This is a genomic window from Actinoalloteichus spitiensis RMV-1378, assembly GCF_000239155.1.
GTDB classification, from domain to species: Bacteria; Actinomycetota; Actinomycetes; order Mycobacteriales; family Pseudonocardiaceae; genus Actinoalloteichus_B; species Actinoalloteichus_B spitiensis.
Genome location: NZ_AGVX02000687.1, coordinates 1 through 6,978, shown reverse-complemented (window position 1 = coordinate 6,978; position 6,978 = coordinate 1). Strand labels below are relative to the sequence as shown.

The following is a 6,978-nucleotide window of genomic DNA, read 5'->3' as shown; positions in this document are numbered from 1 at the left end:
GGCTGGACCCCCGCATCATCGCGGCGCGACCGCTCGGGGAGGCCGCCGGCCTGCTCTGGCTGCTGGTGGTCGCGCTGTTCGTGGGCGGGGACAACGGGTGGCAGCTGCGCATCGCGGGAGTCGTGATCGTGATCCTCGGGGCCAACGGCCTGATCAGGTGGCTGACCACCCGGTACCGGATCACCGAGGAGCAGGTGCTGTTGCGCACCGGGTGGGTCTTCCGGAAACACCTGTCGGTGCCCAGGGAGCGCATCCGGACCGTCGACCTGACCTCCCCGCTGCTGCACCGGGTGTTCCGACTGGTCGTGGTGACCGTCGGCACCGGCCACAGCGCCACGAGCCCGGACGAGCTGTCCTTGAACGCGGTGACCGCCACCGAGGCCGAACAGCTCCGCGTCCTCCTGCTGCGGCGGGCCCAGCCCGGTTCCGAGACGGCGCCGGCCACGAACGCGGCGGGCGAGGGGCCGCTGCCGCCCGGGGCCGAGGTCGGGGAGACGCCGTCGTCGGAGGCGGTTCCGCCGGCGAGCGGGGAGTCCGCTCCTCCCCCGGACCAGCTCTCCCGGTTGCGGCGGTCCTGGCTGCGCTACGCACCGTTGACGCTGGCCGGGCTCGCGGCGTTCGGTGTCCTCTTCGGCACCTCGTACCAGGCGCTGGAGGGGCTCAACGTCGAGATCACCGACTCCTCCGTGCTCGCCGACGTCCAGGAGTGGGTGACCGCGCTGCCGGCCCCCGCGCTGGTGGCCTTCGCCGCGCTGTCGTTCCTCGTGGTCATGGTCGGCGGTGCCCTGGTCGTCTACGTGGTGCGCTACTGGAAGTACGAGCTCAGCCGGGAACACGACGGGACGCTGCGGGTGCGTCGGGGGCTGCTCACCACCCGCTCGGTGTCGATCGAGGAGAAGCGGCTGCGAGGGGTCGAGGTCGTCGAACCGCTGTTGCTGCGCTCCGCGAAGGGTGGCAGCGCGGACGCGATCGTCACGGGCTTCGGACCGCTCAGCGGCGACCGCGACCTGCTGCTGCCCCCAGCCCCCGCCACCGAGGCGCACCGCGTCGCGGGGCTCGTCACCGGGAGGCGCCCCGCGCCCACCCTCACCGGGCTGGCCCGGCACCCCCGGGCGGCGCTGGGGCGACGGCTCGTGCGGACGGTGGTGCCCGCCCTGGGGCTCCTCGGCGGCCTGGCCTGGGCCGTGGTGGAAGGCCCCGTCCCGGTGTGGGCGGGGTACCTGGGGTTGGTGGCCCTGCCGTTGGCGGTGCTGCTGGGCCTGGACCGCTACCGCAACCTGGGCAACCAGCTGGCGGACCGGTACCTGGTCGGTCGGCGCGGTTCGCTGGTGCGTCGCACCTTCGCGTTGCGGACGGACGGCATCATCGGCTGGAAGGTCCGCAGGTCCCTGTTCCAACGACGGGCGGGGCTGGCCACGGTCGTGGCCACGACAGCGGCCGGCGCGGGCCACTACGAGATCCAGGACGTCGATGCGGCGCGGGGGCTGGCGGTGGCGGAGGCTGCCGTACCCGGGTTGCTCACCCCGTTCCTGACCGACGGGCCCCGGCCACCGGTCGGGCACCACGCCGACGACCTCAGCGAACAGGCCGAGGGGCGGAACTAGAATCGCCACGGTGAACGGCCGGCTGGTATGGATCGACTGCGAGATGACCGGTCTCGACCTGCGCTCCGACGCGCTCATCGAGATCGCCGCTCTCGTCACCGATTCGGAACTCACTGTGTTGGGCGACGGGGTCGACGTGGTCATCCACGCCGACGACGCCGCGTTGGAGTCGATGCCCGAGGTGGTGCGCGACATGCACTCCCGGTCCGGTCTCACCGAGGAGGTGCGGCGCTCGACCGTCACGATCGCCGAGGCCGAGCGGTTGGTCCTGGACTACGTGCGCGAACACGTGCCCGACCCGCGCACGGCGCCGCTGGCCGGCAACTCGATCGCCACCGACCGGGGGTTCATCGCCAGGGACATGCCGGAGCTGGACGGCCACCTGCACTACCGGATGGTCGACGTCTCCTCCATCAAGGAACTCTGCCGGCGGTGGTACCCGCGTGTCTACTACGCCCAGCCGGAGAAGGGGTTGGCCCACCGCGCCCTTGCCGACGTCCTGGAGTCGATCAAGGAGCTGCGGTACTACCGCCGGTCCGCCTTCGTCCCCCAGCCCGGTCCGACCACGGACGAACTCCAGGTCATCGCCCAGGAGATCCTGAGCGGGGAGGGCGGGGTCGGCGGCACGGAACTGGCGCGCCGGGCAGGCACCGACTGATCCGCCGAAACCGGCCCCTGGCTTCGGGAAACCGGGACACCGGCCCCACCGTGCGGCCCGTTCGCGCCGCACGCTAAGCTGTCGGCACCACGGTGGTCACGGGACATCCGCTCAATGTGCCGGGACCACGACGGCATGGAGGGTGTAGCTCAGTAGGTAGAGCACTGGGTTGTGGTCCCAGTTGTCGCGGGTTCAAATCCCGTCATCCTCCCCAGTTGCGGAAGGCCGGGTCGGTACTCCTCGGGAGCACCGACCCGGCTTTCCGCTTTCCGGGCGCGACCGGACGGCCGGTCACCGTCGGGGCGCCGGTCAGCGGGAACTACCGGGGGCGCCGGTCAGCAGGACGCGCGCCGGATCGTGCGCACGCCGACGGCCAGGCCGACTGCGGCCACCGCGCCGGCCGTCACCACCGCCCACGGCACCGAGGGGTGCGCGAGGTCACCGGCGAACAGCGCCCGCTCCGCCTCCACGAGGTAGGTCAGCGGGTTGAACCGCGACGCCGCGTACAACCAGTCGGGGGCGAAGTCCATGGGAAGCAGGACCCCCGACAGCAGGAGCAGGGGGAACAGCAGTCCCTGCTGGACGCCGTAGAAGGTGGACGGCTGGTCCCGCATGGCCAGAGCGAGGCTGGTCGAGAGCGACCCGAGTCCGAGCCCGAACACGGCGAGCAGGAGCAGGCCGACCAGCGCTCCGAGCGGGTGCGGGTCGAAGCCGACCGGCAGCGTGGCCAGGATGATCAGCAGGGCCTGCACCAGCAGGGTCGCCACCTCCTTCCCGGTGCGCCCTGCCAGGATGGCCGTGCGGTGCAGTGGAGTGGCCAGGAGCCGCTCCAGCGTGCCGGCGCTGGCCTCGGTGAGCATGAAGTACCCGGCGCCGCTGGCGCCGAAGAGGCTGAGCATGACCACGATGCCCGGCACGAACCACTGCCAGGTGGACCCCTCGCCGACCGAGGGCATGACCGCGAGCAGCGGGCCGAAGAGCACGAGGAAGACGAGGGGCTCGGCCATCTGGAGGACGAGCCCGAGCGGGTTCCGGAGTCCGGGGCGCATCTCGCGCACGAAGACGATCCCGGTGTGCCTGACGAGGTTCACGGTGTCCGTACTCCTTGTCGGTACGACGTGGTGGTGGGGTGGGTGGAGGGGGCGGGAGGCCGCCGGTGGGCTCATCCCTCCGGCGCGTCGCCGTCCCGAAGCCGACGACCGGTGAGCGCCAGGAACACGTCGTCCAGGGTGGGCGTGCGCACCTCGGCCGTGAGCGCGGGCGCGGCGGACGTGTCCAGGGCGCGCAGGTACTCCGGCAGCACCGCGACCCCCCAGGTGGCGCGGACCCGGACGGTGGTCCCGTCCACCGTGGTCTCGGACACCGAGGGCATCCGGTCGGCGATCCCCGCGGCGGTGCGGGCGTGGTCGGCGTCGGCCAGGGTGAGGGTGATCAGGTCGCCGGCGAGCGTGGCCTTGAGGTTCTCCGCGGTGTCGTCGGCGACGATGGTTCCCCGGTCGACGATGATCACCCGTTCGGCCATCGTGTCCGCCTCGTCGAGGTAGTGCGTCGTGAGGAACAGGGTCGTGCCCGACTCCCGGCGGAGCCGGAGGAGGTGTTCCCAGAGGTGGGCCCGGTTCTGCGGGTCCAGACCCGTGGACGGTTCGTCGAGGAACAGCAGCGCCGGCCGGTGCACCAGTCCGAGGGCGATGTCCAGCCGCCGCCGCTGCCCACCGGACAACGTCCCCGCCGGTCTGGTCGCCAGCGATTCCAGGTCGAGCATCGCCAGCAGTTCCCCGGTGCGCCGCACGGACTCGGCACGGCTGAACCCGTAGGCGCGGCACTGCGTCACCAGCTCGTCTCGGGGCAGCAGGTACTCGCCGGAGCCTGTGCCCTGCCCGACGTACCCGATCCGCTGGCGCACCCGCGCGCCCTCGTGGGTCACGTCGTGCCCGGCGACGAGCGCGGTGCCCGAGGTGGGCGGTAGCAGCGTGGTGAGCATCCGCAGGCTGGTCGACTTGCCGGCCCCGTTGGGGCCGAGGAAGGCGACGAGCTCCCCCGGTTCCACGTCGAGGTCGACACCGCGCACGGCCTCGACCCGCTCGCCCTTGACCTGGAACGTCCTGGCCAGTTTTCGGGCGTGAATCATCGGCCCTCCGATACTCAAATTTGGGCACATGTCCTCGCCGACCCGGGGTCGGGACGCGCTGGTGGGGAGGAACCACGGCTGCCCGCCGGGTTCCGGAGCCCGGAAAGCGTAGGACGGAAAACACGTCAATCGTCAGGCTTCCTGACGATCTCCAGCGGAAGCACCGTTCAGGGGGCAGAACGCCCACGGCCCGGCCGCGCCCCGAGCAGCCGGACCGCCCTGAGTGGACACCGGCCAGCGGGACCTGCGCGGGAACGCCCCATCCGTGCACCACGCCGTCGGCCCGCTGCCGCCGGCGGAGTGGTCGCCGGTCCGCTCATGGCGACGCGACCGCCGCAGGGGACCCACGACCCGGGCGGTGGCATCACCTCGGACGCGAGCGGGAAGGGCCTCGGCCGACCAACGCCAGGCGGCCCAGGCCGCCGGTCCCGGCCCCGTGCTCCCGGCGGTACGAGGAAGACCGGGTCCGGCAGGGCGGCGGCCGGCGGGAGCATCCCGCCCGTATCGTCGATCCGATGGAGGAGCAGCCACCACCCGCCGTTCCGTACCTCCTCGCCTACGCCTTCACCGTGGCCACCCGCCAGGCCAACGACGCGCTGCGACCGCACAACCTCACGATCCGGCAGTTCGGCGTGCTCGTCCAACTCGACCTGGAACCCGAACTGACGATGTCCGAGCTGGCCCGCCAGCTCGGGGTGACGCGGCAGTCGCTGCACGAGATGGTGGGCGCCCTCGAACAGGCCGGCTACCTGCGCCGCCGCCCGGGCTCCTCCGGCCGCACCCGGCGGCTCGAACTGACCAGGGGAACACGGCGGCTGATGAACCAGGTCGACGACCAGCTCCGGCTGGTGGAGGAGGAGTTCCTCGGTGGCCTCCGGCCCGCCGAGATCCACACGCTGCGCACCCTCCTGCGCCGACTGCTGGCCCACGCGACCGACGACGAGAGCTGGCTGGGCACGCCGTGACGCCGGGTTCCGCGACCCGTTCGGTCGGCAGCGGGGCAGCCCGCCGACCACGGCGGCGAACGACGCACGGCCCGGGCCGAGTGGCCCGGGCCGTGCCCCCGCTCATCGTGCCCGCGTGGATCAGCCGGCGCGCACGCCGCCGGTGAGCCATTCCTCCCACGGGATCTGCCAGTCGTTGAAGCCCCCACGGCCCCCGTCCCCCGGCAGCTCCCGACCGCCGGAGTCGGTGATGACGACGACGTCACCCCGTTTGACGTTGTCGTAGAACCACTTCGCGTTCTCCGTGGACAGGTTGATGCAGCCGTGGCTGACGTGCTCCTGGCCCTGCTGCGCCACCGACCAGGGCGCCGCGTGCACGAACTCGCCGTTGTTGGCGATCCGGGTCGCCCACTTGACCTGGGTCTGGTAGCCGCCCTGGTCCAGCGACAGCCCGTAGGTCGAGGAGTCCATCAGGTAGTCGGCGTGCTTCTCGGTCACCACGTGCACCCCGTCCCAGGACCGGAAGTCGGGCTTGCCCAGGGACATCGGGAACTTCTTCACGACCTCACCGTTGATCTCCACCGTCAGCTGGTAGGTGGAGCCGTCGGCGTGGGCGATGAAGGAGTCGCCGATCGTCAACTCCGAGGTGCGGCTCTGCTTGCCGTAGACACCGTTGCCGAAGTGCTTGCCGTAGATGTCGGCATCGATGCTGATCTTCGTACCCGGCTGCCAGTACTCCTTGGGCCGCCAGTGCACCCGGGTGTCGTCGAACCAGTAGAAGGCACCCTCGACCTCGGGGTCGGTGGTGATGGTGATGGCATCCTCGACGGCCTGCTTGTCCTCCAGGGGGATCCCCTCGGAGAAGTAGAAGGCCAGCGGGTGTCCCACACCGACGGTTTCCCCCGGGAGGGGCGAGAACCCGACGTAGGTCTGCTGCGCGGGCTGGACGGTCGTGAAGGTGATCTCCTCCGACCGCTCCTCGCCGTCGTCGCCCTCCCCCGCCACCGACAGCGTATAGGTCCGCCCGTAGCCGAGCGGCTCGGCCGTCGTCCACCCGCTGCCGTCCTCGGCGAGTTCCCCGTCCACCTCGACGCCGTCGGGATTCAGCATCGTCACCTCGGTGAGCACGCCCCCCTCGGCGGCCACCGTGACGGGTTCCCCCGGGGCGACGTCGGTCGCCTCGTCCTCGGTGCTGAAAACCAGGGACAGCGGCTCGCGCTCGGGTGACGCGGAGCTTCCGGCGGCGCCGGAGGGGGCCGCGCTGCCACTGGTGCAACTCGCGGTGATCACCGCGGTCAGACCCAGCACCGTGGCGAGCAGCCGGACACGCCCCGACCTCCGTCTGCCGCCCGCGATGCCAGTGATCCTGTGCATAGTCGTTCGTCCTCGTTCCCCCAGGCCCACCAATGGTGGACCGCCATTGCACTCAACGGAGTAACAGGCAGTTCGGCACCACGGCGGCGACCGCCACGCACGGACCCGCCCCCAGAAGCTGCCTTTACCCAGGTAGACGTCTGTCCGGCCGTTTCGGTTGCCAGCGGGAACGAAGGTGGACGACTCTTCATCCGTTCGGAGCATCACCGGCCAACCGGGTGAAGATCACCTCAGCGGCGACCGGCCCCCCGGCCGGGGCGGGGGGCCGGT

The 6,978-nt window shown here is 71.6% G+C and carries 6 protein-coding genes and 1 tRNA gene; 4 read left to right on the top strand and 3 right to left on the bottom strand.

Translation table 11 applies throughout. The features are described 5' to 3' along the window. The 3 genes from ACTIDRAF_RS30930 to ACTIDRAF_RS0223955 form a co-directional block, all read left to right on the top strand. Window positions 1-1,604, top strand: a 1,604-nt coding sequence (locus ACTIDRAF_RS30930) for a PH domain-containing protein (RefSeq protein WP_016701220.1), incomplete at its 5' end; no start/stop codon positions are given. A 10-nt stretch (window positions 1,605-1,614) separates the two neighbouring features. Next, on the top strand, window positions 1,615-2,262 hold the full coding sequence (gene orn / locus ACTIDRAF_RS0223960) for an oligoribonuclease (protein WP_016701219.1): 648 nt from the start codon (window positions 1,615-1,617) through the stop codon (window positions 2,260-2,262). 138 nt (window positions 2,263-2,400) lie between these two features. Continuing rightward, window positions 2,401-2,476, top strand: a tRNA-His gene (locus ACTIDRAF_RS0223955). A 121-nt stretch (window positions 2,477-2,597) separates the two neighbouring features. On the opposite strand, the gene ACTIDRAF_RS0223950 is transcribed toward ACTIDRAF_RS0223955, so the two are convergent. Next, entirely contained in the window at window positions 2,598-3,353 is a 756-nt protein-coding gene (locus ACTIDRAF_RS0223950; protein WP_016701218.1) for an ABC transporter permease, read from the bottom strand. Between the two features lie 71 nt (window positions 3,354-3,424). Further along, a complete protein-coding gene (locus tag ACTIDRAF_RS0223945) occupies window positions 3,425-4,390 on the bottom strand; it encodes an ATP-binding cassette domain-containing protein (RefSeq protein ID WP_016701217.1) in 966 nt (321 codons plus the stop codon). A gap of 515 nt (window positions 4,391-4,905) precedes the next feature. On the opposite strand from ACTIDRAF_RS0223945, the gene ACTIDRAF_RS0223940 reads away from it, so the two are divergent. Beyond that, entirely contained in the window at window positions 4,906-5,355 is a 450-nt protein-coding gene (locus ACTIDRAF_RS0223940) for a MarR family winged helix-turn-helix transcriptional regulator (protein ID WP_016701216.1), read from the top strand. Between the two features lie 120 nt (window positions 5,356-5,475). Here ACTIDRAF_RS0223940 and ACTIDRAF_RS0223935 read toward each other — a convergent pair whose 3' ends face one another. Beyond that, the gene (locus ACTIDRAF_RS0223935) at window positions 5,476-6,708 is read right to left on the bottom strand and encodes a L,D-transpeptidase (protein WP_016701214.1); all 1,233 of its coding nucleotides are present in this window, start codon (window positions 6,706-6,708) and stop codon (window positions 5,476-5,478) included. Window positions 6,709-6,978: the final 270 nt, after the last annotated feature.

Coding starts and splice junctions, on each gene's coding strand:
- ACTIDRAF_RS0223945 (WP_016701217.1), bottom strand. CDS start 4,390: ATGATTCACGCCCGAAAACTGGCCAGGACGTTCCAGGTCAAGGGCGAG.
- ACTIDRAF_RS0223940 (WP_016701216.1), top strand. CDS start 4,906: ATGGAGGAGCAGCCACCACCCGCCGTTCCGTACCTCCTCGCCTACGCC.
- ACTIDRAF_RS0223935 (WP_016701214.1), bottom strand. CDS start 6,708: ATGCACAGGATCACTGGCATCGCGGGCGGCAGACGGAGGTCGGGGCGT.